The following is a 25,252-nucleotide window of genomic DNA, read 5'->3' on the forward strand; positions in this document are numbered from 1 at the left end:
CATCTTTTTAACGTACACACGCCTCGTACCTCTGTATCAAGGCTTTTCGAGTTTGTAATAAATAACGGCTGTAGGCATGCTTTGGCGCACGAAACAAGGTAGGGGCGGATGCAAACTCAACCCCCTCCCCCTCTTTCATCACCAATACTTTATCTGCCAAAGAAGCCACAATGGCAAGGTCATGGGAGACGATCATCAAGGAACGCTTGTTATCTTTAAGCGATGCGAACAGATCCATAATGGCACGTTGATGAATCACATCCAGCGCTGAAGTTGGCTCATCCGCAATGATCAAACGTGTCTCTTGCGCCAAGGCTAAGGCTATCATCACCCTCTGCAACATTCCCCCACTTAACGCATGAGGGTACGCATTAAAAACCCGCTCAGGTTCACACAAACCCATTTTTTCAAACCACATTAAAGTTGTTTTTTTCGCTTCCAAAGCACTCAGACGCTCGTGTAAACTCTCCACCATTTGCGCCCCTATACGCACCATAGGATTAAAAGCATTCATGCCATCTTGAAACACCATCGCAATGCTTCGCCCACGAATTGCCTGCCACGCACCCTCGCTCTTGCCGACCAGCTCTTCTTTGTCTAGTTGAATGCTTCCTGCTGTCACAAGATAGTTAGGATTAAGCCCCAAAAGGGCTTTACATGTAAGAGACTTTCCGCTTCCACTCTCCCCAATAATGCCCAAAACCTCGCCTAATTCGAGCACAAAACTCACATCTTTGACAAGAATATTTTGGCTTCTTCTATCCGTGATGCTCACATGCTCTACAACTAAAAAACTCATGCAACACTCTTTTTAAGGCGTTCATGTTTTGGGTCCAGTGCGTTTTGAATGCTATCGCCTAAAAAGTTAAACGAAGCCACCACCACCAAAATAGCAATCCCAGAAGGAAGCATTTGAAGCGGGTAAATACTCATCACATTCTTCGATTCACTGAGCATCATGCCCCATTCAGGGGTTGGTGCTTGAACGCCTAGCCCCAAAAACGAAAGAGCAGAAATACTCAAAATAACCCACCCCGCATCCAAACTTGCCAGCATTGCCACATCATCCACGATAGAAGGCAACAGATGTTTGCGCAGAATGCGCCACGAAGGAACCCCTGTAGCACGGGCAAAATAGATATAATTTTTCTCCTTGTACTCCAAAACAAAGGTATAGACCATACGGGTGTACCACGCCACTTTAGCAATGACATTGGCTAAAATGACATTGCCAATACCAGCACCGAGCATCCCTACAATCGCTAAAATCATCAGCTCACTCGGAAAAGAGAGCATCACATCACACGTACGCATAATAGGCTCTTCTGCTTTGCGAAAAAAGCCCGCAATCAGCCCTAATAAAACCCCTAAACTCACGGTAATCATCATCGCAAGCAAGGCTAAAAAAAGCGTGGTACGAATACCATAAATCAATCGGGACACAATACACCGTCCCAAATGATCGCTGCCTAAGGGATACTCTCCTCCCCATGGGGCAAATTTATGCGCAAGGTTGGTGGCAATAGGATCATGCGGCGCAATCCACGGGGCAAATATACCAAGTACAATGACCCCGACAATGACACTTAAAGACAAAAGTGCCAATGGGTCTTTCAACAGTTTCGTGTAAAAGGGGCTCATCATGACCTTCCCAGCCGTGGATTAATCCAGCGAATCACACTATCTGCTAGAAGATTAAAGCCCATAAACAGCAAAGCCATCAGCAAAACATAGGCTTGAATCATGGGATAATCTCGACTAAAAATAGCACTCACGCACAGCCTTCCCACCCCAGGCAGTGCAAAAATATTTTCAACAATCACCGTGCCTGCAACCAACTTAGGAATAGACATTCCAAGGGCTACGACAAAAGGATGCAAGGCGTTCATCACACGGTGCTTCATAATCAAAGAGCTTTTCAGTCCTCTGGCTTTCGCATACAGCACGTAGAGTTCATGTTCACTTTGAATCAAGGTATTGCGCATCAGACGAATGTACGTTGCCACATACGCAAACGAGAGGGTAATGGAAGGTAAAATCATCGCATCCCACTGTTCAAAACCACTGGTAGGTAAAAGGTTGATATAAAACGAGAAAAACCACATCAACAACAATGCCAACCAAAAGCTGGGCATTGCCGTTGAGAAGAAAATAAAAAAACGAATGATTTTATCAATGAAATGTTGCTCATACACCGCACACACAATGCCAAAAAAAAGTCCCAACACCACAATGAGCACTAAGGTAATACCCGCTAAAAGCAAAGTGATAGGGAGGGCATGAAGAATCTCATGTACAACGGGGGTTTTCGTGACATAACTCAGCCCAAAATCACCGTGAATCACACCCAAAAGCCATGAAAAATAGCGTACATGTAAAGGCTGATCTAAGCCCAACTCTTGACGCATCTGTGCAATCGCCTCAGCCGTTGGAATAATATCATTAACCCGTAACACCACCTCGGCAGGATCACTCGGGCTTAAAGTGGTAAGCATAAAACTCACCACCGAAATACCTAAAAGTAGCGGCAAAATCATTAAAAGGCGTTTGGCAATAAACAAACCCATGCTTACTCGAAAAACATCTTTTCAAAAGCAATTTCGTACTGGGAAGGATTAAACCCAACGCCTTTAAGATGCGGCGTAAAAATGGCTTTGGTACGAGAATAACTAAGGGGCACATAGACATTTTCATTGTGAACGTAGGTTAGAATTTCTGCGTACATTTTAGACCGTGCTTCGTGCGATGGCTCGATGAGGATAGCTTGAATCTGCTCGTCCAACCACGCTTTTTTCTCAAGCCCTAATTGCGCTTGATAATCCCCATGTGCTGCCATTCTCCATGAAGAAACATACGATTGTGGATCATACGGTGTGCCCCATGATAAAGAGTATTGTAGGTCAAAATCCCCGCTTTTTTGACGATCCAAAAAGGCTTGTTTCTCTTCTCCAATAATGTTTACCTCCACGCCAATTTCTTTGAGATTGCTTTGAATGTACTCACTGATACTCTTTTCTTGCGCATTTTTTGCATTGAAGTAAAAACGTAAGGATAAAAGCTTACCCTCTTTCATACGATACCCAGCCTTCTCATCCATCATCCAACCAGCCTCTTCTAAGAGGGCTTTGGCTTTAGCACTATCATAAAGCTTAGCGCTCAAAGGCACATCACAATACGGTGTCGTAGGAGAGAGCAGTGTGTGTGCGATATTTTCTGAGTGATTGAGAATACCTGCAACAATCGCCTCTTTATTGATAGCATATTGCAAGGCTTCTCGCACCTTTTCCTCTTTGGTAATGGGCTGTTTGGTATTGAGTAAAATAGCACGAGAGGCGGTGGGTTGACTCAAAAGTGTGGCATATTTGCCCTCTTTTTGAAGCACACTAAAGGCATTTAAATCAATCATATCGCCATCCGCACCAAAAATAAGGTCAATCTCACCTTTTTGCAAAGCCAGTAAAACCGTTTGGTGATCGGGCATAACACGCCATTTAATCTGCTCTAACTTTGGTTTCTCACCCCAATAACTCGGATTTCGTTTAAACAAGGCACGTGCATTTTTCTCATGCTCCACCAAAACCCAAACGCCCGTACCCACATAACAACTCACCCCATTTTTACTTCCACCCTCCATAAAGCATGATGGAGCAATAAAACGAAACGGACGGGTCATTGCAAGCTCGGTTAAGGTTGGATAATAGGGATTTTTGAGGTTAAGTTTGTACGTAAACTCATCAACGACTTCACCGCTTACAATTTGATTGACAAGTTCTAACCATGCGTGTCGTGGACGATTGTCAACAATGGCATCAATGTTTTGTTTCACCACATGGGCATTAAACGCACTGCCATCACTAAATTTAACATCTTTACGCAAATAAAAGGTATAACTTTTGCCATCGTTGCTGATCTCCCAACGCTGCGCTAACCACGGCTTTACACCCTCACTCGTGTTCATCACCAATGATTCAAAGACCATATTTTGAGCGGACATCTCTCCGCCATACAAATGCGGATTAATGTTACGAATATCTTTGGTACTTGCATACACGAGTTCTGTCTTTGGAACATAAGCATTTTTAGTTTTGCTTTCACACCCTGTAAAAAGCGCTAAAAGCATGGCGCAACCTACCAGTAAACTCCCCTTTTTGATTCCTTGCATCACCACTCCTCATCATAAAATCAAATCTATTTTTATTACTAATATATATTTCGTGTTATTTTAGCGGATAAATATTTAAAAAGTGTTTTTATGAATCTCTGCCTTTTTATTAATCAACGCTTATGAGAGGGGTTGAAGTATAATACACCAAACGTGCATCAAGGAGTTTAGTGTGATTGAGAACCTTATTCAGAGCAACCGTATTGCTATTTATTTTCAGCCCATTGTTTCCATTCGCAGTGCAAAGATGATGGGCGTTGAAGCACTAATGCGGGTGAGTGATGAGAACGATGAGCCTCTTTCTCCTATTTTTGTTTTTGATCAAGCCAAAAAAGAGAACCTCTCCTTTGCACTGGATAAACACGCACGTATACGTGCCTTAAACGCATTTAAGCCTCTTTTGGACGCCAACAAAGAACTCTTACTTTTTTTAAACTTTGAATCCCATCTGCTCGATAGTGCCATAAGCTTTACAGATTTTGCTTTTTGTTCACTGGCAAATGAAGTGGGCATTCCACCCTCTAGGATTGTGATAGAGATTAAAGAGTACCAAATTCAAAACACCCAACGTCTGAAAGAATTTTGTGATTTTTACAAAGAGCGGGGTTTTATTATTGCGCTGGATGATTTTGGTGCGGGAAATGCGAACTTTGATCGTATTTCTACGGTGCGTCCACATATCGTCAAGGTGGATCGTTCTTTGATTTTCAATGTGCACCAAAACTTTATTCACAAAGAAATTTTAAAATCCATCGCAAACATGTGTTTTAACATTGGCGCATTGGTTTTAGCAGAAGGAGTTGAAGCAGAAGAAGAGATTTTAAGTGCCTTAAAACTGGATATTGACCTCTTTCAAGGCTTTTGGTTTGCACGACCCACCCACACGCTTGTCGAAAAACCCATCCATGAAAAAATTGGCTACATTGGTGAAAAACATACCCACAATGTCAAAACGTCCATGCAACACAAATCCTTTTTAATTGAAAGTGCCACAGCGTATGCTTCTATGATTATTCAAGCACTGCATCAAAACAGCGCTTTAGATTTAAATGATTTTTTAAAAGAGTTTGACCCTATTGAAGCGATTTATTGTATTGATGCGAACACAGGCATTCAAACAGGAAAAACCTACATCAGTGTCGATACCAATGACTTTTTTTACCCCGCCAAAGCGGGTGATAGCCATGCACTAAAAGAGTATTTTTACATCACCAAAGAGTCCCAAAGAGGAAACTACCTCAGCCAAAAATACATCTCTCGTGCCTCTGGACGTATGTGCCGTACCTTTGCACAAACCTTTTTATACAAAGAAGAGGAGCGCATTTTGTGTTTAGACCTCAAAGTCTCCTCTTTGTCTTAATTACGCTTCGTGTGAATGGCAATGAGCGTGTTGATGCCCGTGTCCACCTAGCGCATTGTGTCCTTTGGTTTCACAGCATTTTAGTTTTGTTTTAAATTTATTTTTACCCTCATGCGAATGACACCCACCCTCATGTTTATGCCCTGCAGCCTCTTCACCTAAAAGTTCCATGTAATTGCTCACATCAACCTCAATCAACGTGCCTGCTTTAAACGAAGCAAGGGCTTCTTCCACCACAATGCGCTCACTGCCTGCAAAATAAATTTTGACACCTGCTTTTAAGAGCGCATGAAAAGGTTTTTCCCCTAAATGAGACGTAATCAGTGTTTTAACACCCAAACTCTCAAACCATCGTGCCACTTTAATACCACCCTCAGCACTGTTGGCTTCCACACGTACGGCACCGTTTTCATCCACAAACGCAAACCATTTTGCTTTGCCAAAGAGTGGGGAAAGTGCACCATTTTGATCTTCTGTTTTGATAGGTAATGCTATCATTGTAAACTCCTTAATTGGTCATATGTTCAGAATTGTAGCACTTTAAATGAGCATATGTCAAGTATATTTAAAATCTTTTATGCTAAGATTCTTGCATTACATGTAAAAGGATTGCTTCATGCCACGCCACAAATGCCACCGTGCCACCTCCTATCAGCCACTCATTACCCGCTTTAATCCCAAAGGGGGAAAGCACAATGAAACGATTTGCTTGATTCCTGAAGAGATTGAAGCCTTGTATTTGATGGATTTATTGGAGTTGTATCAAGAAGAAGCAGCCCAAAAAATGGAAGTTTCTCGTCCCACCTTTGCCCGCATTATTAAAGCCGCACGCCAAAAAGTCGCACGGGCAATTTTAGGTGGGTATGAGCTTCATTTAGAAGCGAAAAGAGAGCGTTATGTGGTTGGTTTTTGTGCGGATTCTGAGCAGTACGAGAACCTCAATCCTAAGGGGAAATTTTTGTTTATTTTTAAGGTAGAGGGTGAGCAAATTAAAGAGACACTTAGGCTTGAAAACCCAGCGCACGCAAAAGAGGCAAAGCCGCCTTTGCTTTTAGCACCGCTTTTGCACACCTATGGGGTCAATTTTTTTATCACCCAAACACTAGGGCAAGGCTTACGTAGCGTTTTGGGTGACAAAGGCATTCAAGTAATTGAAAAACCCTCTATTGAAGAGGCAGAAATTGCCAAGCTCTTTTAGGCGTAGAGTAAAAGTGCTATGCCAAAAAGAATGCGATAAATACCAAAAGCCACAAAAGTAAATTTCTCTAAAAATTTCAAAAAGAGTTTAATGGTAGCATACGCAATCACAAAAGAGACCACAAAACCCACTGCTAGAACGCTAAAATTGGCATCGCTAAAGAGCTCACTTTTGTGTTTTAAAAGGTCATACCCTGTGGTGGCACACATAACAGGGAAGGCAAGTAAAAACGAAAACTCAGCACTGGCTTTGCGAGTAAGCCCTACTAGCATCGCTCCAATAATACTCGCCCCCGCTCTACTCGTTCCAGGAATGAGGGCAAAAATTTGAGCAATACCAATCCAGAGTGCTTGTTTGTAACTCACTTTTTCCACATCATCCACAAAGTGCTCTTTGGGCTTATAAAACTTCTCCACCGCTAAAAAAACAATCCCTCCGATGATAAACATCAAAGCCACAATCTCAACGCTAAAAAGCGCTTTGATCTGTTTGGCAAACAAAAAACCCACGGCACCCAGTGGTACAAACGCCACGGCTAGTTTCATCCAAAGGTTAATTTTTTTGGGCGAAAACTTCTCTTTATAGTTTAAAACGACTGCCAAAATGGCTGCAAACTGAATAATAATCTCATAGGCTTTCACAAAATGATTTTGCTCTAACCCCAACCAATCACCTACAATAATCATATGCCCCGTAGAAGAGATAGGTAAAAACTCCGTAAACCCCTCAACCACTCCCATAATAATCGACTGAAAAATATCCACAAAATGTCCTACATGTAAAGATAAAAACGAGATTGTAACATAAGCCTCATGAGACTTACCATGTAACGCCTTTTGGCGATGGTACCTCTTTTATGTTTATCTAAAAGTTCATGACCTATGCTTCTGCTTCTTTTACCAAAGGTAAACGCACTTCAAAAACAGCACCATCCCCCTCATTAAACGCAAGAATTTCCCCTTCATTTTGGCTCACAATTTGCTGAGCGATGTTAAGTCCAATCCCAATGCCAGAGCTCATTTTGGTACTTTCAAAGGGTTCAAAAATACGAGGTAAAATTGCAGCATTAATGCCTCCAGCATTGTCACAAAAGCGTACCACAACCTTTTCATTGTCTTGAAAAATCTTTACATGTAACGTACGTTTTTCAAAAGGCTCAATCTTCACAAGTTCATCCAACGCATTGTTTAGAATAATTACAAATACCTGCTCGATGCGCTGTTTTTGAATGTTACATGTAAAGAAATATTCATCTTTTAAAAGGTTTTGATCAAAGAGTTTGTCATTCAGATGAATGGTAACAATCTGCTTTGAACGGTGGTAGCAAAGCGCAAGGGAAGAGCAAAGAAGCTCATACACATTGAGCTTCTCTTTTTGTTCACGGCTCTTTTGAGATGCCTCTCGCATGGTTCCAATAATGCTCTCAATTCGCTCAATTCCTTCTTGAATCAATTGACTGTCTTTGAGCATCCCATCTTTATGAGAAGAATCAGGCAGTACTGCCATAATGTCTTCCACGAGCATCTCAAAATTACCCTTAACATACGTCAAAGGCGTGTTAATTTCATGCGTAATGCCAGCAGCCATTTTACCAATGGCGCTAAATTTGGCATTGCGCACCATCTCCTCTTGGTAGATTTTTTGGATTTTCAGATTTTTATCCACCTCTTCACGAATACGGTTTTGCAGATAAATTTCTTGCTTCTGTGCTTCTGTTATATCAATAAAAACGCCCACAAAGCCATCAAAAACATCGTTGCGTATCATACATTTTTTTTGAATTTCCAAACTCACTCTTTGCTTAGTACGTGGCTCAATCGTGGTGATTTTGTAAACTTGAAGGTTACAGCTAAGCATCTCTTGATCTTTTTGATTGATTTTATTGGCTATTTCAAGAGGATAGAGGTCAAACACTGTTTTACCTAAAATCTCTTCTTTACTCAAACCAAAATAGGCGCAATACGCACGACTGCATCCAATGTAGCGCAAATAGCGGTCTTTAATAAAAACAGGCACAGGAATAATGTCTAAAATCGTTTCCATATCACGCAACTGTTTTTGATATTTGAGGTTGAGCTTTGCGATGGTATTGCGTGATTTTATGCGTAAAGAGATGTCACGAACGCTCCAAATACTCAGCGCTTCTGCCTCATCCATAAACTTTTTGCCAAACAGTTCTGCCCAAAATGCCGTGCCCTCTTTGGTACGCAATCGGTACTCTAAGTTACTAAGACGTTCAAACATACCCTCATGTAAGTAGACATGCCACCACTTTTCATAAAGACTTTGTGAGGTAAAAAGGATGCTAACATGTAAGCCTAAAATCTCTGCCTTAGCATAACCAAAAAGGTGTGTAAACGTCTCATTGACATCAACAACCAAGTGCTTTTCATCCAGTACGATGTAGGCAAGATCTGCGTTATTAAAATAAAGTTTTACTCTTTGGGCAAGGCGTTCTAACTCTTTTTTTTCAGCAATGGCGCACTCTAAAATGCGCCTATTTTGGTTTTTAAGAACGGTAATTTCTTGCTCAAGGTCTCTGATTTTAGAGAGTGCATCTTTCATACGAAACGCTACAAAACCAACTCGTAAATCTTCTCTTCTAAGGCTTTCATCGAGGAAAATGGCTTCATGACATAGTGCGTCGCCCCCTCACGGTGCGATTTGAGCACTTTATCAAGGGTGGAGTAGGCTGTCATCATAATGATTTTAAGACCTGGGGTTTTTTCATGCAAACGTTTGAGCACATCCAAACCATTCATCTGTGGCATCATGATGTCTAAAAGCACCACATCATACGTTTTATCGATATGGGAGATGGCATTTAAAGGGTTAGAAAAGGTAGTGACTGCAAAACCAGCTGTTCGGTTGAGCGATTTTTCAATCATATTTAATATCTCTTGCTCATCATCAATAATGGCTACTTTAATTATCTTATTCATTCGTTACCCCCTTACTTGTTTGTCAAAAAGATGCTCTTTGGCTTCAAGCATCAATGTTTTTGATTTTTCATCAACCATCACATCCAGTGTCGTAAAAACTGTTTCACTCGCACCTTCAATCTCTCTTACCATTGCTTCTATCTCTGCTTTGGAACAAATCGCTTTCTCGCCACCACACTCTTTGGCTAAACGATTTGCCAATTCATGCACTTTAGCATGCGGGTTTTCCAGTTTTCCAAACGATGGGGTTATGCTAAACTCCTCTTTGCCGATGCCTTGCTCATACCAATGCCCCAAACGGCATTCATGGTGGGTGGTGGCTTTAAAGTCGTTCTTTTCCCCAAAAAGAAGTGCATAGAGGTTGTTTTTATAGATCACATGGTCGATTTTTGCGAGGGATGCAAAGATTTTATCGCTTAAGTAGCTGACTTCATACATAGAACGAGCGGCATTTTTCTCAAACGAGATGATTTTCTCTTTGAGCGCATCGGTTTGCTCTTTGGTATTGCGAGCAATGAGGCTTACTTCCTCCGTGCTTTGTTCAGAATGCGAGGATTCTTGTTGCATCGTTTGTACCACCATGGCAATCTCTTTGGTCGCTTTTTGCGTGCGCTCAGCCAAGTTTCGCACCTCATCGGCAACAACCGCAAACCCACGTCCGTGCTCACCTGCGCGCGCAGCTTCAATGGCGGCATTGAGCGCTAAGAGATTGGTCTGATCCGCAATATCTTCAATGAGTTGTACCACCCCTGAAATCTCCTTGCTTCTGCTTAGAAGAGACTTTGAATTGCTGACAACATCGCTCATCAAAAGGCTTAGTTTATCCATAGCCGTAGAAGCATTATTCACAAGAGTGAGTCCTTCTCGTGACTCTTTTGAGGTCTGAGCTGACTCTGTTTTCATCACTTTTAGATCACCCAAAATCTCCGAAAAAGTCGTCTGAGAATTTTGAAGTGCATCTGAAATAGACTTTTGATGCAGGCTTAAAATGTTGCTGTCTTTGGCATTGCGAACATCGGTTTTGATGATGCTATACGCCACAAGATCAGGGCTGAGGCGTTTTGAGCGCACAGAACCTTCGCAACCGTTCATGCTGATATGATCCATTGATTCGTTCAAAAGTGAGGCTAATTTAGAAGGCTCTTTAATCGTCATTTTGGCAAGATCATTTTGCATCACGATCTTTTTAGCGTTATCCACCACCACAATCATCTCTTCTTGAGAAAAGTGCGTGAGTGCCAAAAGGCGCTCATTTTCTGCTTTCAACGCTACGACTTCATCTCGCAAAATGGCCAGTTCTTCAGGCTCTTTTTTCGTAAAAAACATTCAAACCCCTCTGTTAAAAAATTGCCTTTATTATAGGATAAAACACTAGCGATTAGCATATAATTTTGTCAAAAAAAACAGTTCCTCTTACAAAGCGTGTTATAATCGTTTGACTATCTTTACATGTAAAGGATTCATCATGCTTTTAGACTTCTCAACCTTAGAGGAAACCAGCATCTACAAACTTATCTCCAACACAATAACGCCTCGTCCCATCGCATGGATAAGCACAGAACATGAGGGTGTGTGTAACCTAGCCCCCTTTAGCTATTTTATTCCCCTCTCATCCAAACCGCCCATGCTTATTGTCTCCATCGGAAAAAAAGAAGATGGCTCACCCAAAGATACCTTAGCAAATTTTCTAAACGGCTCTTACGTGACCATTAGCTTTGTCTCCAAGGAGCTCAAAGATGCCATGAGCCAAAGTGCTACAGAGCTTCCTTACACAAAGAGCGAGTTTGAAGCCTTTAACATTGCATCCAAACGATGCATACCCGAGTACCCTCCCATGGTAGAATCAAGCCAATGTGCTCTTTTTTGCCGTTTCACACAAACCATGCCTATTGAAGGAAGTAAGCATACGCCCTGCTTATTGCGTGTTGAACATGCTTATTATGCCGATGAAGTCATTGATGAAGCGTTACATGTAAAGCTGGATAACATAGGACGAGTAGGAGCAAAATTTTTGATAAACGGAGAGATTATCTCCTAATCTTTAAAAAACATTAATGCTTTATCATTTTTTGATATCGGAAAAATATTAGATATTGCCTTGGCAATCGTATAGTATCAGCATATCAAGAAGAAATAAAAATTAGCTATGTTACAATTCAACCTAGATGTTAAAAAGGACTAGATATGAAAATTGCTTTTGAGAACCTTGGGGCAGCAGAAATAGGTGAAATCGAATTGGCAAACCTTACCATTGTTTGTGGTGAAAATAATACTGGAAAAACTTATATAACATACCTCATTTACAACTTGTTGAGCAATTGGAAACAATTTGTAGACATAGACTTAGAAGTGGAATTAATGCAACTCTTACAAGAAGGAACTGTTAAAATAGATTTGCAACTCAAACTTATTGACAAATGGGATGAAATCTGCCAAGAAACATTGAAAAAATTTTTAAATAATTTTCCTGAAATGCTGGCTTCTAATAGTGGATTATTTGATAAACTTAAACTCAGCGTAACTCTTCCACTTGACATACAATGGAAGGAACGAGAATTTAAAAATGAATTTAGAGGTGAAAAAGGGAATTTATTAGTTGCAATGACAAAAGCTGCAGGATCAACAGAACTCGAACTAGCAGCTCCAAAATCAGAAGAGTCAATATCCCGTTCAATGTTACCATTAGGAAGCTTTATAGAAGACCGACTATTCTCAATGGTTTTAGAAGATACTATCCCCAATGTTTTTATTGCAAGCACAGAAAGAACAGGTGCTACAACTTTTAGAAAACAATTGAATATGGCTACTGGAAATCTTATCGATTTATTAAGTCAAGTGCACAAAGATGGTGAGAAGAGTATCACTCCAAATAAAATTTTTGAAACTATCTATGGTAAACAAGAATATGCTCTTCCTGTGCGACATAATGTGAGATTTATCAACCAACTTCCTGATAGCAATGCAGAATTTGGTGAATTGCACAAAGCCGACCAAACCCTCCTGCAAAAATTCGAGGGAATTGTTGGGGGAACTTATGTAACAAATAAAGAAGGTATAACCTACTTTCAACCAAAAGGAACATATCTCAAACTTGGACTTGGCGAAGTATCTAGTTCCGTGAGATCATTACTTATTCTGTGGTATTGGCTTAAATATTTTGCAAAAAAAGGAGACATGTTAATTCTTGACGAACCAGAACTAAATTTACATCCTTCAAATCAAAGACGATTAGCAAGATTTTTAGTTACTCTTGTTAATCATGGATTAAAAGTATTTATTACAACACATAGCGATTATATCGTTAAAGAATTTAACACCCTGATTATGCTAAATCAAGACTTGCCATCGTTTGAAAGCATAAGACAAAAGTACCCTGAATATACAATAGACGATAAATTGTCAGCTAGCAAAGTAGCTCTTTATATGACACGCGAAGAGTTATTGATGAGAGCTGGAGGAAAGCGAAAAACAAGAACAAAAACACTTAAAAAGGCAAATATTAGTCCAACACTTGGAATTGAAGCTGAAAGTTTTGATGAAACCATAGATGAAATGAATGCAATGCAAGAAGCTATTTATTACAATATGGAAGCTTGAAAATGAGTATTTTAGAAGCTCTTAAACAAATTATTAAAAGTAGTGCTATCCTTTGTGATGGGCAACAGCAGTGTCATGCGATACTTGAAGAGAGAAATGAAGCTAAATTAAAAAAATTAACTCTTTCAGACTTAAAATCTAACCACTTGGTCATTGGACTTGATGATGCAAGGAAATTAGTATGCGATGCAAGGATTACTTGTATGTCACCTATATTTTCCACAACGAGTGCTTATGATATTAATAGGGCTTGTGACGCATTATTAATTGAAGAAAAAGAGGCAGGAAAATGCAAAATTACTTATATTGAATTGAAATCAGATTCTCCATCAGGATTTGTAAGTCAGTTTATAAGCTCAAGTTGTTTTGTATCTTACCTAAAAGAAATATTGATAAAATTATGTAATATTCACGTTGAAAGCATAACAGAAAAATTTTTGATTTTTCACACCGATCCAAATGATGGAAAACCCTCTTTAAGAAAAACAACTACAACTAAAAAGAACATACCTGCTAATGCAAATAGCCCTAAAAATCCAAAAAAAATAATTGTTAGAAATGATGATACAAAAAGTATTATGGAAATTTGGTAAACGGAGAGATTATCTCCTAATTTGGTAAAAAACTTTTTACCTATTTTTAATCTTTTCTCCTTTATAATGTCCAAAATGCTGTTGGTCTAAGGCTTAGACATACATGAAGTAGCACTCTTTTTTCTGCTTTTCTTCTTTACATGTAACCCTCGCACAGCATCATTTTTCATCATAAAAGGAACAACATGGGTGTTGAGCAACACAAAGAGTTATTGGGCAGTATTGGTGTGGACGTTGATCGTCACGCAAAAATGATGGCAATGGGCTTAGACGCCTATAAAGCGCAGTTTTTAGGACAACCTAATCGTCCTAAAGGTATGGCGTATTTTGACTGGTTTATGAGTGAGATTCAAGGGCAGAGAATTGCTGAAATCAATCAACTTCGTGCAGAGAAAAAACCAGCCGTGGGGACGTTTTGTATCTTCGTTCCTGAAGAGATTGTGGTGGGTGCTGGCGGAGCCTGTTATGGGCTTTGCGGTGGTTCAAACGCTACGGTTGCCGATGCTGAGACGGAGCTTCCTCGCAATATCTGCCCTCTTATCAAATCCGCACACGGCTTTAAGTTACAACGCACCTGTGCTTACACCCAATCAAGTGATTTTATCTACGGTGAGACCACCTGTGAAGCAAAGAAAAAAACATGGGAAATCTTAGCCAAACACCATCCTGTGCATGTGATGAACATTCCCCACATGAAACGTGAAAAAGACCTCAAAATGTGGCAAGAAGAGATTGCGGAGTTTAAAGAGCATATTGAGCAAGTGAGTGAAAAAAAACTAAGCCTTGCTGAGATGATAGAAGGGGTGAAAAAAGTCAATGCCAAACGCTCAGCCCTTCAAAGGCTCGATGCCCTTCGTGGTATGAACCCTGATATTATGCCTATTAGCGGAAAAGATTCGCTGTTTATTACGCAAGTGGGGTTTATGGACGACATTGAGCGTTACACGCAAAAAGTGAACGAACTCTGCGATGAACTTGAAGAGCGTGTGAGAGAGGGGGTCAGTGTCTTTCCTGCTAACACGCCTCGTATTATGATTTTAGGCACTCCTTTAGCGCCGCCAAACTGGAAAATTCATACCGCCGTTGAGAGTACAGGTGGGGCGATTATCAACGAGGAGAGCTGTATTGGGCATCGCTATTACAAAGACAACGTCGATGTTGAGGGTGTGACAAGCGAAGATGAACTCTATGCACGCTTGATGCAACGCTACTCCAAAATTGACTGTGCGTGTTTCACCCCCAACACAGGTAGAACCGAGAAAATCGTGCAAATGTACAAAGAGCGCAAAGCCGATGGTGTCATCTACTACACCCTCTCTTTTTGCCACACGTACAATGTTGAAGCGCACCTTGTCACCGAAGCACTTGCCAAAGAGGGCATACCATGCCTTGTCATCGAATCTGACTACTCACCAGAAGATGCAGGACAGATTAAAACCCGTGTGGAAGCCTTTTTAGAGAGCATCAGCTTTAAACAAAAAGCCCAAGCGTTCGCAAGTAAATAATGTTTTGGGGCGTGGATATAGGCTCGACCTATACAAAAATCATCGGTATCGGAAGAGAACGGGAGATTGTGCATAGCGCAGTTATCCCCACCATCTTCAATCAAGATGTTATCGTGGGCGAGTATTTGGCAGATAAAGAGGTCAAAATGCTCGTCGCCACGGGCTATGGGCGTTACATGTTGGAAGAATCGCATGGTGCTCCCGTGATAAGCGAAATCAAAGCCCACGCCAAAGGGGCTTACTTTTTTGAACCCGATGTTGCTACAGTGATTGATTTGGGTGGACAAGATAGCAAAGTGATTAAAATGGGCGAACAGGGCAGTTTCACCGACTTTCGCATGAACGACAAATGTGCCGCAGGGACGGGCAAATTCCTAGAAATCGCCGCCAATCGTTTGGGGCTAGAGATGCAAGACTTTGCCAAAGCAGGCTTTGAGCACGACAAGGAGCTCACCATCTCCAGCATGTGCGCCGTGTTTGCAGAGTCTGAGGTCATCTCTCTTATCGCCAAGAAAGAGAGTTTGGCGAACATTTGTTATGGCGTACACGAATCCATCGCCTCAAGGCTTGCTTCCATGGCTCGCAAATTTGTCGTCAAAGAGAATGAAACCATCGTTTTCACAGGCGGCGGTGCGCTTAATCCTTTCTTGCATCATATGTTGGAACTTAAATTAGAGCGGACTATCGTCATTCCCAAACACCCTCAACTCATGGGTGCTGTTGGTGCGGCGTTGGCGGGGTTGGAGGTGGTGGGGTAAGATACTGTTTGGGGTGAAAATGTGCTACAATTAGGCAATTTAACACAGGTGCAAGTGAATGAAAAAGCGTGAAATTTCAAAAGAAGCTATCAAAAAAACGGTCGCTATTTCTCAAGAAATAGAAGGATACCAACCTGCCCCAAAACCCTTGCAAGAAAAAGCGAAAATACTTATGGCAAAGTATCATGTCAAAATATCGGCTTGATGAAAGCCCAATTTATATCGAAGGAACAGATGTCCCAAAAAATAAATTGGGCATTAAGGAAGCAGCGCTTATCCACGAAATAGAAAACAATCTCCTGCTTGAAGCATATGAATACTTTTCCTCCCAAATAACGAAAAAAACTCTTCTTAACGAAGCCTATTTCATCAGTTTACACAAGAAAACATTTGAATCTTTGTATGACTTTGCGGGACTTTATCGCACGGTCAATATGAGCAAAAGTAACTCACAGTTTTGCCTTGCACACTACCTTCCAAACGAGTCTAAAAGAATTTTCACAGAGCTTGAAAACGATGCTTATCTTCTTACATGTAAAGATAAAAAAGCATTTGTCAAAAAGCTAGCTTACTATAAAAGCGAACTCATTGCATTGCACCCTTTTTATGAACTAAACGGTCGAATTTTGCGCCTTTTTATCGATATGCTTTGCCTTTACAACGGCTACGATTTTATTGATTATTCCAAAGCTCTTGAAAACAACACCTACATTGAAGCTTCCATTCTTTGCGTACAATACGCCGATGCTTCAATGATGGAAGAAATTATCGAGAATGGGTTGAAAGAACACAGTAATTCTTAGATATAAGGGTTTGGATATAATTTGACAACTCTTCAAAAAGGTCGTTTATGAGTCTCAAATCTTTACCGAAAAAAGTTGGAAATGACTTAAAAGCCGATGCTATTGCGGTTTTTCATGCACTTAATATCGCAAATGGTGGCTTACTCTATCTTTAATTAAAGAGTCTATTGCAAAAAGTTATCAAGGCTTTTTAGATGCTAAATTTAATAACTTGATTTTAGATATGGCATACAATAATGTATCAACAGATGAGCTGCTTGATTTTATCAATTCAAAATCACATAAAGATAGAGAATTTATGAGCAATCTCATCATTAAACCTTCATGCTGACAATCGTATCACCATTTTTATCCTCGCTAAACTTTGGACAAATAGAATTAAAAATGGCTCACTCAATTATTATGAGTCTTCTCTTTTTACAAATATCAATACATTTACACATGAAGATTTTAAATGCTTTTATGAATTATGGAAAGATAAAATAACACAAGAAAGTGGTTATTTTCATTACACACTCAAATCTCAACAAGAATTTTATTGTGATGTTCAGAAAAAATTGTTTGGATTGGGTATTTTAATTCAACCTGACATGGGTTTAACCTTCTGGGATCCTAAAAAATCTGATAAGAAATTCATCTCTGTTTTTGATGGCTCTGAAATGGCTGAAACATTATTCAATATCCTTGATGATTACTTTACATGTAACCCCAATCCCTAAGCTTCTTTTCCAAAAGTATCCTTTATAATACGCTAAATCGTACGATTAAGGATACTATTATGATAATCTCAGCCAATGACATCAAGACCAAAGGGGTCACGCTTTTAGACAAACTTTTTGAAACCATGAGTGAAGTGGTTATCAATGTACGAGGAAAAAACAAGTACGTTGTCATCGATATTGAGCGTTACAAGCAGTTGCGTGAACTGGAACTTGACCGCCTGTATGACGAAACGATGCAGGAAATCAAAGAGGGGCGTTACACGACAGATGTGGAGGAACACCTCAAAGAAGTAAGAGCCATTGCCAATGGCTTATGAAATCCGTTTAAGCGAAAGCTACAAAAAAAAGCTTCGCAAATTTATACAAACGCATAAAGATATGGCGGTGCGTTATGAAAAAACCATTCGTATTCTTCAAGAAAATCCGCACCATCCCTCGCTTCGCTTGCATAAGCTCAAAGGGAATTTAAGTGCGTATTACTCTATTTCGATTAACATTGAGTACCGCATTATTTTAGATTTTATCATCGTCGATGAAGTCATCATTTTACTCGACATTGGGGCACATGATGATGTGTACTAGAAAAATAACCACCCTCATTCACACCGCACTCGTTGCCGAAGCCAAGCCCATCATTGGGCATTTTTCTCTTACATGTAAAGCAAAACAACCGTTCAATCTTTACGAGGGCGAGCAGATTGTCCTCATCGTCTCTGGAATGGGAAGCCAAAATTCCAAAGAGGCACTTTTGTATGCACTCAGTCTTTATGAACCGTGCGTTGCCATCAACATCGGCATTGCGGGGTGTGTCGATAAAACCGTTCTTAAAGGCACCCTTTTTTGCACCACACATGAGGGTTTAAGCGTACCTTTTGCGAGCTGTTCCTCACATGAAAAAGCGGTGGAGAATGCTTTACATGTAAAGACTACTTTGGTGGACATGGAAGCGGACACCTTCTTGCAAACGCTACCCAAAAACATCGAAGCCTACGTTTTGAAAGTCGTCTCCGACCATTTGGAAGACGTCATCCCAAGCAAAACCGATGTGGGAAATTGGATAGGAAAAAGCATCAAACAGTGGGAGAAATATGTTAGAAGATAAGCAAATACATTTTGAAAAAGCGTGCGAAAACACCGCTTTTCAAAGCTTACATGTAAACACACAAACCTTTTTAAAAGAGAAAGCCTTAGCGTATCATTTCAGTTTTTCGCAAATTCAGCAGTTCATCGTTATGGCGATTGATATGCAGATGTGGGGTGAAGATATAACGGCAGTTTGGGTGGAGAAAGAGAGTAAAAAAGAGGCGTTTTCAGCCCTCCAAAAAGCTTATGAAGCCTTAAAAACAAACCTAAAGTGCTATCCTCCAGTACCCATGGATTTTGAAAAAGAGACGTTCAAAATCGAAGAGCTTGAAAAAGAGCATTTGGGGCTAGGAAGTTGTCCTGTGGCATCACCTAAAACACGCTGTTGCAACCTCATGACACTGGACGCTGTGGAGAGTTGTGGGTTTGACTGCTCGTACTGCTCCATTCAGAGTTTTTACAAAAACAACACCATCACCTTTGATAAAAGCTTTGCTGAGAAGTTGGAGCGTTTGGAGCTTGAGCCTTCCAAAACCTACCACATCGGTACAGGGCAGTCTTCAGACTCACTCATGTGGGGAAACCGTTCAGGCGTTTTAGAAGCCCTTTTTGCCTTTGCACGAAAACATCCCAACGTTATTTTGGAGCTCAAAAGCAAGTCAGACAATATCGCCTATTTACTTGAAAACGAGGTTCCCAAAAACGTTATTTGCACATGGTCGTTGAACCCTCAGGTCATTATTGAGAATGAAGAAAAGCGAGCCTCTAGCCTTGAAAAACGCATCCAAAGTGCCAGAGCTTTGGCGGATAAAGGGGTTTTGGTGGGCTTTCATTTTCACCCCATCGTGCTTTTTGAGGGGTGGAAAGAGGCGTACACAGAAATCGCAAATGAGCTTACCAAACGGTTTACATGTAAAGAGGTTGCCCTCATCTCCATGGGAACGCTGACGTTCATTAAGCCCGTTTTGAAGAAGATTCGTTTGCGTGCGCAAAGCAGTAAAATTTTACAAATGCCCCTCGTCGATGCGAGTGGTAAATATTCTTATCCCCTTTCTTTAAAAGAGGAGATGTTTAGCACGCTCTACCAAGCATTTAAGCCGTGGCGCAACGAGATTTTTTTCTACCTCTGCATGGAAGATGAAAGCTTGTGGCAAAAGGTTTTCGGGCATGAATTTGAAAACAATGAAGCCTTTGAAGAAGCGATGTTAGGGGCATATATGAAAAAAATAAAAGGAGCTTTATGAAAACCGTTTTAATGACTGGCGGTAGCAGTGGCATTGGTAAGGCGATAAAAAACATTCTTACATGTAAAGAGTATCAGGTTTTTAATATTGGACGAAACGAAGCGGAGATTGTTTGTGATTTAAGAGACGAAAAGAGCCTTGAAAATGCGGTGAAGGCGTGGTTGAAAACGCATGAGGTTGATGTGCTGATTAACTGTGCGGGCATTGGGCTATTTGACCCACATGAGACGATTAGCCCCTCTAAAATTAAAAACCTCATCGACATTAACCTCACGGCTCCTATTATGTTAAGTTCTTTGTGTTTGCGTTCTTTGCAAAAAACGCAAGGGCATATCATTAACATTACATCCATTGAAGCGACCCGCCATGCCAAATATTCTGCTTTGTACACCGCCACGAAAAGCGGGCTTCGAGACTTTGGGCATTGTTTGTTTGAAGAGGTGCGCAAAAGCGGTGTGAAAGTCACTTCCATCAATCCCGACATGACCCAAACGCCTTTTTTTGATGCACTTCATTTTAAGCCCAGCGAGGATGAATCCACCCATCTGCTTCCTGAAACCATCGCTAAAAGCGTGTGGGATGTCTTACATGTAAACGGGGTGATTACTGATTTGAGCATACGTCCTCAAAAGGTGGGCATTGCTAAAAAATAATCTTTACATGTAAAGATACTTTATAGTAACTCCGCTTATAATGGCGCAAACCATTGCTCAAAAAAGGAGTTACCATGTCTACACGCATTGAACACGATCTTATCGGTGATAAAGAGATTTCAAACGAGTGCTATTATGGCGTTCAAACCGCACGTGCGGCTGAGAATTTTCACATCACAGGCGTAACCCTCTCCAAATTTCCAACCTTTATTGAATCCATCGCTAAAGTCAAACTAGCAGCCGCTTTGGCAAACTACGAATTAGGGCTTCTCACAGAAGCAAAGAAAAACGCCATTGTTGAGGCGTGCGACCAGCTCATCGCAGGAAAACACCATAACCAATTTGTGGTCGATATGATTCAAGGAGGCGCAGGAACGTCGACCAATATGAACGCCAACGAAGTCATCGCCAACATTGGTTTAGAACTGATGGGATACCAAAAAGGCGAATACAAATTTTTACACCCCAACAACGATGTCAACCTATCCCAATCAACCAATGACGCTTACCCCACCGCCCTTCGTGTTGCTTTGTATGAAAAACTAGGCGAACTTAGTGAATCAATGAAGATCATCCAAAACTCCTTTGCCAAAAAAGCAGCGAGCTTTAAAGATGTGATTAAAATGGGTCGCACCCAATTGCAAGATGCCGTTCCTATGACCTTAGAGCAAGAATTTCGAACCTACGCCGTGATGATTGGTGAAGACATTCAACGTGTTCATGAGGCAAGGCAGTTGGTGCGTGAGATTAACATGGGTGCTACGGCGATTGGGACGGGCATTAACGCACATCCCAATTATGCCAAAACGGTTGAGGCAAAACTACAAGAAGTCACAGGACGTCCTTTTGTTACCGCAGGTGATTTGATTGAAGCGACGCAAGATACGGGTGCGTACGTGCAAATTTCGGGTGTTTTAAAAAGAGTGGCGACTAAAATGTCAAAAATTTGCAACGATTTGAGGCTTTTAAGCTCAGGTCCTCGTACAGGTTTTGGTGAAATCAATCTTCCTGCTATGCAACCAGGAAGCTCCATCATGCCAGGTAAAGTCAATCCCGTCATTCCTGAAGTGGTTAATCAAGTCTGCTTTCAAGTGATTGGAACCGACATTGCGGTGACCATGGCGTGCGAGGGCGGACAACTGCAACTCAATGTCTTTGAACCGCTCATTGGCTACAACCTTTTCAACTCCATTAACATGATGAAAAACGCTTTTGAAGCATTGGCGTACACCTGCGTGGATGGCATTACCGCTAATCCTGAGCGATGCAAAGCGCTGGTGCTCAATAGCATTGGTTTAGTCACCGCTCTTAATCCTTTCATTGGTTATGAAAACTCCACGATGGTGGCTAAAGAAGCATTGGAGAGCGGGCGCTCTGTCTATGATATTGTCTTAGAAAAAGGCTTACTGGATAAAGCCGAACTTGACGATATTATTCAGCCAGAGAACATGATAAAACCTCGTAATTTTGGTCTTTCTGAAAAAAGTAAATTCGTCAAACTCTAGGTAAAGAGGGATTTTTCCCTCTTTACATGTAAAACATTCTTCCTTAAATCTTTATATATTTTAATTAATTATCTTCTTTCAATCTTTTTTTAAAAAAAATCCCAAAAAGTCATTTTCAAATCCCTTTAGAGGTTTACACTTTCAGCACATAAAGACTTCCACAAGGAAGCCCTAAACTTTTAAGGAGATACGATGTCAACTAGAATGGAACACGATCTAATCGGCGATAAAGAAATATCTAACGAATGTTATTATGGCGTTCAAACAGCACGTGCGGCTGAGAACTTCCACATTACTGGAATTACCCTTGCAAAATTCCCAACATTTATTACGTCATTAGCAAAAGTAAAAAAAGCGGCTGCTTTAGCAAACTATGAACTTGGTCTTTTAGCTGAAGCTAAAAAGAATGTGATTTGTGAAGCGTGCGATGAAATTATTGGCGGTCAATACCATGACCAATTCGTTGTGGATATGTTTCAAGGTGGAGCAGGTACTTCAACCAACATGAACGCTAACGAAGTTATCGCAAACATCGGACTTGAAAAAATGGGTCACAAAAAAGGTGAATACAAATTTTTACACCCAAACAACGATGTTAACCTTTCTCAATCCACCAATGACGCTTACCCAACAGCGCTTCGTGTCGCTCTTTTTGAAAAACTAGGCGAGCTTACGGTTTCTATGAGCATCATCAAAAATTCATTTGCTAAAAAAGCAGCAGAGTTTAAAGACATCATCAAAATGGGTCGTACCCAGCTTCAAGATGCGGTTCCTATGACCTTAGAGCAAGAGTTTCGTACTTATGCGGTTATGATTGGTGAAGACATTCAACGTGTGATTGAAGCGCAACAATTGATGCGTGAAATGAACCTTGGTGCTACTGCAATTGGTACAGGTATTAACGCTCATCCCAATTATGCAAAAACCGTTGAAGCAAAACTACAAGAAGTAACAGGTCGTCCGTTTGTAACCGCAGGTGACTTGGTTGAAGCGACACAAGATACAGGTGCGTATGTACAAATCTCGGGTGTTCTTAAACGTGTAGCGACCAAAATGTCAAAAATTTGTAACGACCTACGCCTTCTAAGCTCAGGTCCAAGAACTGGTTTTGGCGAGATTAACCTTCCTGCAATGCAACCAGGTAGCTCTATTATGCCAGGTAAAGTCAACCCCGTTATGCCTGAGGTTGTAAACCAAGTATGTTTCCAAGTGATTGGTACAGACGTTGCGGTTACTATGGCGTGCGAGGGTGGTCAACTTCAACTTAACGTGTTTGAACCAGTGATTGCATTCAACCTTTTCAACTCTGTAAACATGATGCGAAACGCATTTGAAGCATTGGCAACAACATGTGTTGATGGAATTACTGCAAATCCTGAGAGATGTAAATCACTTGTTCTTAACAGTATCGGACTTGTTACTGCACTGAACCCATTTATCGGTTATGAGAACTCAACTTCAGTAGCGAAAGAAGCACTAGAGACAGGCGGTTCAGTCTATGACATCGTTCTAGCACGTGGTCTTTTGGCTAAAGATGAGCTAGATGACATCATCAAACCAGAAAACATGATCAAACCTCGTACCTACGATAAAAAATAAATAGCCTTTTGCCGTGCCACAGAAGAAGCGGTGCTCACACACCTTCTTCCTTTTACCGCTCTTTTGTGGCACCCAATTGCTCTAATCGCTTTTTGAGCTATTAGAGGAGTTCATAAACTTAGTACAAGGAGTTACCATGTTATGGTTAGAAATCATTGTTGTTCTTGCTGCCATCTTTTTTGGTGCAAGACTCGGTAGCATTGCTATCGGTTATGCTGGAGGGTTGGGCGTTCTTGTCTTAACGCTTGGTATGGGTTTAAAATTAGGATCAATTCCTATTGATGTTATCTTAATCATTATGTCTGTTATTGCAGCCATTGCTGCTATGCAAGTAGCAGGTGGGCTTGATTATATGGTGAGTATCGCGGAAAAAATTCTTCGCAAAAATCCTAAACAAATTACGTTTTTAGCCCCTGTGGTTACGTACATTATGACATTTTTTGCAGGTACGGGTCATACCGCATTCTCTACACTTCCTGTTATTGCAGAAGTGGCAAAAGAACAAGGCATTCGTCCATCACGTCCTTTAAGTATTGCCGTTGTTGCCTCTCAAATCGCCATTACCGCATCTCCCATTTCAGCAGCAGTTGTCTTTTTAAGTGGTGCATTAGAGAAACACGGTGTAGGCTATTTGGAACTTTTAGCGGTTTGTATTCCTTCCTCTTTTCTTGCATGTATGTGTGCAGCGTTTGTTGCTAACTTTTTAGGTAAAGAGCTTAAAGACGATGAAGTCTATCAAGAGCGATTAGCAAAAGGTTTGGTAAAAACAAGAGGTGCTACACAACTTGAAATTAAACCAGGTGCAAAACTCTCTGTGGTTATTTTCCTTGTGACTATTTTAGCCGTTGTCGCATATGCAACGATGATTAGTGGAAAAGTAGGTCTGATTAAAAATCCTGTGGTTGGACGTGATGCAGCGATTATGCTTTTCATGCTAACAGGTGCAACATTTATCACCTTCTTGACAAAAATTGATTCTGCACAAATTCTTAACTCTGGTACCTTTAAATCAGGTATGAGTGCATGTATCTGTGTACTAGGTGTTGCGTGGTTAGGTGATACGTTTGTAGCAAACCACATCACTGAAATTAAAGCGTTTGCGGGTGATTTGCTTAACATTTATCCATGGATGTTAGCTGTCGTTCTTTTCTTTGCTAGTATGCTTCTTTACTCTCAAGCAGCAACCGCTAAAGCGTTGATGCCAAGTGCATTGTTGCTTGGTGTTTCACCTTTAACCATCGTTGCTTCGTTTGCAGCGGTCAGTGCGCTGTTTGTTCTTCCAACCTACCCAACACTCATTGCAGCGGTGGAAATGGACGATACAGGATCAACACGCATTGGTAAATATGTATTTAATCACCCATTTTTAATTCCTGGTGTGGTTGCTATTTCTCTTTCTGTTGCCTTTGCCTTTGTTATTGGTGGAATGATTTTATAAAAAATGTTTTTATGCTTTAATTCGGCTCTTTTTGAGCCGAATGCCTTTACATGTAAACCAAACTTTTTAAAGGAGCTTTCGCATGAATTT

26 protein-coding genes and 1 pseudogene are annotated in these 25,252 nt (G+C 40.8%); 17 read left to right on the forward strand and 10 right to left on the reverse strand.

Annotated features, from left to right (window positions below):
- Nucleotides 1–7 precede the first annotated feature (7 nt).
- The 4 genes from SULBA_RS10670 to nikA are packed head-to-tail and all read right to left on the reverse strand — an operon-like array spanning nucleotide 8 to nucleotide 4,162.
- Nucleotides 8–799, reverse strand: coding sequence for an ABC transporter ATP-binding protein (locus SULBA_RS10670; protein ID WP_014770299.1), 792 nt, complete (start codon nucleotides 797–799; stop codon nucleotides 8–10).
- Nucleotides 796–1,644, reverse strand: a complete 849-nt coding sequence (gene opp1C / locus SULBA_RS10675; RefSeq protein WP_014770300.1) for a nickel/cobalt ABC transporter permease — start codon at nucleotides 1,642–1,644, stop codon at nucleotides 796–798. The genes SULBA_RS10670 and opp1C overlap by 4 nt, the downstream gene beginning before the upstream one ends.
- Nucleotides 1,641–2,567, reverse strand: a complete 927-nt coding sequence (gene opp1B, locus SULBA_RS10680) for a nickel/cobalt ABC transporter permease (RefSeq protein WP_014770301.1) — start codon at nucleotides 2,565–2,567, stop codon at nucleotides 1,641–1,643. The genes opp1C and opp1B overlap by 4 nt, the downstream gene beginning before the upstream one ends.
- Before the next feature lie 2 nt (nucleotides 2,568–2,569).
- The gene (gene nikA / locus SULBA_RS10685) at nucleotides 2,570–4,162 is read right to left on the reverse strand and encodes a nickel ABC transporter substrate-binding protein (protein ID WP_014770302.1); all 1,593 of its coding nucleotides are present in this window, start codon (nucleotides 4,160–4,162) and stop codon (nucleotides 2,570–2,572) included.
- Nucleotides 4,163–4,334: 172 nt separating this feature from the next.
- On the opposite strand from nikA, the gene SULBA_RS10690 reads away from it, so the two are divergent.
- Complete coding sequence (locus SULBA_RS10690) at nucleotides 4,335–5,522, forward strand: EAL domain-containing protein (RefSeq protein ID WP_014770303.1); 1,188 nt, start codon at nucleotides 4,335–4,337, stop codon at nucleotides 5,520–5,522.
- Here the strand turns inward: SULBA_RS10690 and SULBA_RS10695 are convergent, their stop codons facing one another.
- Nucleotides 5,523–6,020 (reverse strand): NifB/NifX family molybdenum-iron cluster-binding protein, encoded by a 498-nt coding sequence (locus SULBA_RS10695; protein WP_014770304.1) that lies wholly within the window; start codon nucleotides 6,018–6,020, stop codon nucleotides 5,523–5,525.
- 118 nt (nucleotides 6,021–6,138) lie between these two features.
- Between SULBA_RS10695 and SULBA_RS10700 the strand changes: the two genes are divergently transcribed.
- Nucleotides 6,139–6,720, forward strand: coding sequence for a DUF134 domain-containing protein (locus SULBA_RS10700; protein ID WP_014770305.1), 582 nt, complete (start codon nucleotides 6,139–6,141; stop codon nucleotides 6,718–6,720).
- On the opposite strand, the gene SULBA_RS10705 is transcribed toward SULBA_RS10700, so the two are convergent.
- From SULBA_RS10705 to SULBA_RS13270, 5 genes and pseudogenes are all read right to left on the reverse strand, one after another.
- Nucleotides 6,717–7,484 carry an undecaprenyl-diphosphate phosphatase gene (locus SULBA_RS10705; protein WP_014770306.1) on the reverse strand — a complete coding sequence of 256 codons (768 nt, stop codon included), beginning with the start codon at nucleotides 7,482–7,484 and terminating at the stop codon, nucleotides 6,717–6,719. The genes SULBA_RS10700 and SULBA_RS10705 overlap by 4 nt on opposite strands.
- 115 nt (nucleotides 7,485–7,599) lie before the next feature.
- Nucleotides 7,600–9,285: a PAS domain-containing sensor histidine kinase gene (locus SULBA_RS10710; RefSeq protein WP_014770307.1), complete on the reverse strand. Its 1,686-nt coding sequence runs from the start codon at nucleotides 9,283–9,285 to the stop codon at nucleotides 7,600–7,602.
- 8 nt (nucleotides 9,286–9,293) lie between these two features.
- Nucleotides 9,294–9,662, reverse strand: a complete 369-nt coding sequence (locus SULBA_RS10715; protein ID WP_014770308.1) for a response regulator — start codon at nucleotides 9,660–9,662, stop codon at nucleotides 9,294–9,296.
- A gap of 3 nt (nucleotides 9,663–9,665) precedes the next feature.
- Complete coding sequence (locus tag SULBA_RS13195; RefSeq protein ID WP_245391466.1) at nucleotides 9,666–10,100, reverse strand: CZB domain-containing protein; 435 nt, start codon at nucleotides 10,098–10,100, stop codon at nucleotides 9,666–9,668.
- A pseudogene (locus SULBA_RS13270) lies at nucleotides 10,095–10,988 on the reverse strand (methyl-accepting chemotaxis protein); the annotation flags it as partial. The gene SULBA_RS13195 and the pseudogene SULBA_RS13270, both read right to left, overlap by 6 nt.
- A 139-nt stretch (nucleotides 10,989–11,127) precedes the next feature.
- Here SULBA_RS13270 and SULBA_RS10725 point away from each other — a divergent pair.
- The 15 genes from SULBA_RS10725 (at nucleotide 11,128) to SULBA_RS10790 (ending at nucleotide 25,162) form a co-directional block, all read left to right on the forward strand.
- Complete coding sequence (locus SULBA_RS10725) at nucleotides 11,128–11,700, forward strand: flavin reductase family protein (RefSeq protein ID WP_014770310.1); 573 nt, start codon at nucleotides 11,128–11,130, stop codon at nucleotides 11,698–11,700.
- Nucleotides 11,701–11,846: 146 nt separating this feature from the next.
- Nucleotides 11,847–13,259 (forward strand): AAA family ATPase, encoded by a 1,413-nt coding sequence (locus tag SULBA_RS10730; protein ID WP_014770311.1) that lies wholly within the window; start codon nucleotides 11,847–11,849, stop codon nucleotides 13,257–13,259.
- 2 nt (nucleotides 13,260–13,261) lie between these two features.
- Nucleotides 13,262–13,852, forward strand: a complete 591-nt coding sequence (locus tag SULBA_RS10735) for a hypothetical protein (RefSeq protein ID WP_014770312.1) — start codon at nucleotides 13,262–13,264, stop codon at nucleotides 13,850–13,852.
- Between the two features lie 185 nt (nucleotides 13,853–14,037).
- Complete coding sequence (locus SULBA_RS10740; RefSeq protein WP_014770313.1) at nucleotides 14,038–15,357, forward strand: double-cubane-cluster-containing anaerobic reductase; 1,320 nt, start codon at nucleotides 14,038–14,040, stop codon at nucleotides 15,355–15,357.
- The gene (locus SULBA_RS10745; protein WP_014770314.1) at nucleotides 15,357–16,115 is read left to right on the forward strand and encodes an acyl-CoA dehydratase activase; all 759 of its coding nucleotides are present in this window, start codon (nucleotides 15,357–15,359) and stop codon (nucleotides 16,113–16,115) included. Before SULBA_RS10740 ends, SULBA_RS10745 begins: the two co-directional genes overlap by 1 nt.
- Nucleotides 16,116–16,173: 58 nt before the next feature.
- Complete coding sequence (locus SULBA_RS13055) at nucleotides 16,174–16,320, forward strand: hypothetical protein (RefSeq protein ID WP_014770315.1); 147 nt, start codon at nucleotides 16,174–16,176, stop codon at nucleotides 16,318–16,320.
- Entirely contained in the window at nucleotides 16,301–16,918 is a 618-nt protein-coding gene (locus tag SULBA_RS10750) for a Fic/DOC family protein (protein ID WP_014770316.1), read from the forward strand. Before SULBA_RS13055 ends, SULBA_RS10750 begins: the two co-directional genes overlap by 20 nt.
- Nucleotides 16,919–17,696: 778 nt before the next feature.
- Nucleotides 17,697–17,957: a type II toxin-antitoxin system prevent-host-death family antitoxin gene (locus SULBA_RS10755; RefSeq protein ID WP_014770318.1), complete on the forward strand. Its 261-nt coding sequence runs from the start codon at nucleotides 17,697–17,699 to the stop codon at nucleotides 17,955–17,957.
- Nucleotides 17,947–18,222, forward strand: coding sequence for a type II toxin-antitoxin system RelE/ParE family toxin (locus tag SULBA_RS10760; RefSeq protein ID WP_014770319.1), 276 nt, complete (start codon nucleotides 17,947–17,949; stop codon nucleotides 18,220–18,222). Before SULBA_RS10755 ends, SULBA_RS10760 begins: the two co-directional genes overlap by 11 nt.
- Complete coding sequence (locus SULBA_RS10765) at nucleotides 18,209–18,742, forward strand: phosphorylase family protein (RefSeq protein ID WP_245391409.1); 534 nt, start codon at nucleotides 18,209–18,211, stop codon at nucleotides 18,740–18,742. The genes SULBA_RS10760 and SULBA_RS10765 overlap by 14 nt, the downstream gene beginning before the upstream one ends.
- Nucleotides 18,729–19,967, forward strand: coding sequence for an SPL family radical SAM protein (locus SULBA_RS10770; protein ID WP_014770321.1), 1,239 nt, complete (start codon nucleotides 18,729–18,731; stop codon nucleotides 19,965–19,967). Before SULBA_RS10765 ends, SULBA_RS10770 begins: the two co-directional genes overlap by 14 nt.
- Nucleotides 19,964–20,620, forward strand: coding sequence for an SDR family oxidoreductase (locus SULBA_RS10775; protein ID WP_014770322.1), 657 nt, complete (start codon nucleotides 19,964–19,966; stop codon nucleotides 20,618–20,620). Before SULBA_RS10770 ends, SULBA_RS10775 begins: the two co-directional genes overlap by 4 nt.
- Before the next feature lie 74 nt (nucleotides 20,621–20,694).
- The gene (gene aspA, locus SULBA_RS10780) at nucleotides 20,695–22,125 is read left to right on the forward strand and encodes an aspartate ammonia-lyase (RefSeq protein WP_014770323.1); all 1,431 of its coding nucleotides are present in this window, start codon (nucleotides 20,695–20,697) and stop codon (nucleotides 22,123–22,125) included.
- Between the two features lie 192 nt (nucleotides 22,126–22,317).
- A complete protein-coding gene (gene aspA / locus SULBA_RS10785; protein WP_014770324.1) occupies nucleotides 22,318–23,724 on the forward strand; it encodes an aspartate ammonia-lyase in 1,407 nt (468 codons plus the stop codon).
- Between the two features lie 136 nt (nucleotides 23,725–23,860).
- Complete coding sequence (locus SULBA_RS10790) at nucleotides 23,861–25,162, forward strand: anaerobic C4-dicarboxylate transporter (RefSeq protein WP_014770325.1); 1,302 nt, start codon at nucleotides 23,861–23,863, stop codon at nucleotides 25,160–25,162.
- The last annotated feature ends 90 nt before the right edge of the window (nucleotides 25,163–25,252 follow it).

Origin of the sequence: Sulfurospirillum barnesii SES-3 (assembly GCF_000265295.1) — a bacterium.
GTDB lineage: Bacteria > Campylobacterota > Campylobacteria > Campylobacterales > Sulfurospirillaceae > Sulfurospirillum > Sulfurospirillum barnesii.

Coding starts and splice junctions, on each gene's coding strand:
- SULBA_RS13055 (WP_014770315.1), top strand. CDS start 16,174: ATGAAAAAGCGTGAAATTTCAAAAGAAGCTATCAAAAAAACGGTCGCT.
- SULBA_RS10750 (WP_014770316.1), top strand. CDS start 16,301: ATGTCAAAATATCGGCTTGATGAAAGCCCAATTTATATCGAAGGAACA.
- aspA (WP_014770324.1), top strand. CDS start 22,318: ATGTCAACTAGAATGGAACACGATCTAATCGGCGATAAAGAAATATCT.
- SULBA_RS10670 (WP_014770299.1), bottom strand. CDS start 799: ATGAGTTTTTTAGTTGTAGAGCATGTGAGCATCACGGATAGAAGAAGC.
- SULBA_RS10775 (WP_014770322.1), top strand. CDS start 19,964: ATGAAAACCGTTTTAATGACTGGCGGTAGCAGTGGCATTGGTAAGGCG.
- SULBA_RS10765 (WP_245391409.1), top strand. CDS start 18,209: ATGATGTGTACTAGAAAAATAACCACCCTCATTCACACCGCACTCGTT.
- SULBA_RS10790 (WP_014770325.1), top strand. CDS start 23,861: ATGTTATGGTTAGAAATCATTGTTGTTCTTGCTGCCATCTTTTTTGGT.
- opp1B (WP_014770301.1), bottom strand. CDS start 2,567: ATGGGTTTGTTTATTGCCAAACGCCTTTTAATGATTTTGCCGCTACTT.
- aspA (WP_014770323.1), top strand. CDS start 20,695: ATGTCTACACGCATTGAACACGATCTTATCGGTGATAAAGAGATTTCA.
- SULBA_RS10770 (WP_014770321.1), top strand. CDS start 18,729: ATGTTAGAAGATAAGCAAATACATTTTGAAAAAGCGTGCGAAAACACC.
- SULBA_RS10755 (WP_014770318.1), top strand. CDS start 17,697: ATGATAATCTCAGCCAATGACATCAAGACCAAAGGGGTCACGCTTTTA.
- SULBA_RS10735 (WP_014770312.1), top strand. CDS start 13,262: ATGAGTATTTTAGAAGCTCTTAAACAAATTATTAAAAGTAGTGCTATC.
- SULBA_RS10700 (WP_014770305.1), top strand. CDS start 6,139: ATGCCACGCCACAAATGCCACCGTGCCACCTCCTATCAGCCACTCATT.
- SULBA_RS10740 (WP_014770313.1), top strand. CDS start 14,038: ATGGGTGTTGAGCAACACAAAGAGTTATTGGGCAGTATTGGTGTGGAC.
- SULBA_RS10760 (WP_014770319.1), top strand. CDS start 17,947: ATGGCTTATGAAATCCGTTTAAGCGAAAGCTACAAAAAAAAGCTTCGC.
- SULBA_RS10745 (WP_014770314.1), top strand. CDS start 15,357: ATGTTTTGGGGCGTGGATATAGGCTCGACCTATACAAAAATCATCGGT.
- nikA (WP_014770302.1), bottom strand. CDS start 4,162: ATGCAAGGAATCAAAAAGGGGAGTTTACTGGTAGGTTGCGCCATGCTT.
- SULBA_RS10715 (WP_014770308.1), bottom strand. CDS start 9,662: ATGAATAAGATAATTAAAGTAGCCATTATTGATGATGAGCAAGAGATA.
- opp1C (WP_014770300.1), bottom strand. CDS start 1,644: ATGATGAGCCCCTTTTACACGAAACTGTTGAAAGACCCATTGGCACTT.
- SULBA_RS10725 (WP_014770310.1), top strand. CDS start 11,128: ATGCTTTTAGACTTCTCAACCTTAGAGGAAACCAGCATCTACAAACTT.
- SULBA_RS10695 (WP_014770304.1), bottom strand. CDS start 6,020: ATGATAGCATTACCTATCAAAACAGAAGATCAAAATGGTGCACTTTCC.
- SULBA_RS10710 (WP_014770307.1), bottom strand. CDS start 9,285: ATGAAAGATGCACTCTCTAAAATCAGAGACCTTGAGCAAGAAATTACC.
- SULBA_RS10730 (WP_014770311.1), top strand. CDS start 11,847: ATGAAAATTGCTTTTGAGAACCTTGGGGCAGCAGAAATAGGTGAAATC.
- SULBA_RS13195 (WP_245391466.1), bottom strand. CDS start 10,100: ATGTATGAAGTCAGCTACTTAAGCGATAAAATCTTTGCATCCCTCGCA.